This is a genomic window from Microbacterium sp. CCNWLW41, from assembly GCF_037083505.1.
Map to the genome: position 1 here is coordinate 1 of NZ_JBAOJP010000026.1, position 1,194 is coordinate 1,194.

Sequence of the window (1,194 nt, forward strand, 5' to 3'; positions counted from 1 at the left end):
GCCCGTACCCCAAACCGACTCAGGTGGTCAGGTAGAGAATACCAAGGAGATCGAGAGAATCGTGGTTAAGGAACTCGGCAAAATGCCCCCGTAACTTCGGGAGAAGGGGGGCCATCCACTTATACCGCCTTGCGCGGGAAAGGGTGTGGTGGCCGCAGAGACTAGTGGGTAGCGACTGTTTACTAAAAACACAGGTCCGTGCGAAGTCGCAAGACGATGTATACGGACTGACGCCTGCCCGGTGCTGGAAGGTTAAGAGGACGGGTTAGCTTCGGCGAAGCTCAGAATTTAAGCCCCAGTAAACGGCGGTGGTAACTATAACCATCCTAAGGTAGCGAAATTCCTTGTCGGGTAAGTTCCGACCTGCACGAATGGCGTAACGACTTCCCAACTGTCTCAACCGCGAACTCGGCGAAATTGCATTACGAGTAAAGATGCTCGTTACGCGCAGCAGGACGGAAAGACCCCGTGACCTTTACTACAGCTTGGTATTGGTGTTCGGTGTGGCTTGTGTAGGATAGGTGGGAGACTGTGAAGCGGACACGCCAGTGTTCGTGGAGTCATTGTTGAAATACCACTCTGGTCACTCTGGATATCTAACTTCGAACCGTGATCCGGTTCAGGGACGGTGCCTGGTGGGTAGTTTAACTGGGGCGGTTGCCTCCCAAAGAGTAACGGAGGCGCCCAAAGGTTCCCTCAACCTGGTTGGCAATCAGGTGGCGAGTGTAAGTGCACAAGGGAGCTTGACTGTGAGACTGACAGGTCGAGCAGGGACGAAAGTCGGGACTAGTGATCCGGCAGTGGCTTGTGGAAGCGCTGTCGCTCAACGGATAAAAGGTACCTCGGGGATAACAGGCTGATCTTGCCCAAGAGTCCATATCGACGGCATGGTTTGGCACCTCGATGTCGGCTCGTCGCATCCTGGGGCTGGAGTAGGTCCCAAGGGTTGGGCTGTTCGCCCATTAAAGCGGTACGCGAGCTGGGTTTAGAACGTCGTGAGACAGTTCGGTCCCTATCCGCTGCGCGCGTAGGAAGTTTGAGAGGATCTGACCCTAGTACGAGAGGACCGGGTTGGACGAACCTCTGGTGTGCCAGTTGTTCCGCCAGGAGCACCGCTGGTTAGCTACGTTCGGGATGGATAACCGCTGAAAGCATCTAAGCGGGAAGCCGGCCTCAAGATGAGACTTCCATACC

General features: G+C 55.3%; 1 rRNA gene. It reads left to right on the forward strand.

What is annotated here, in order from left to right:
- Positions 1–1,194: ribosomal RNA gene (locus tag V6R91_RS36335) — 23S ribosomal RNA — on the forward strand; the annotation flags it as partial.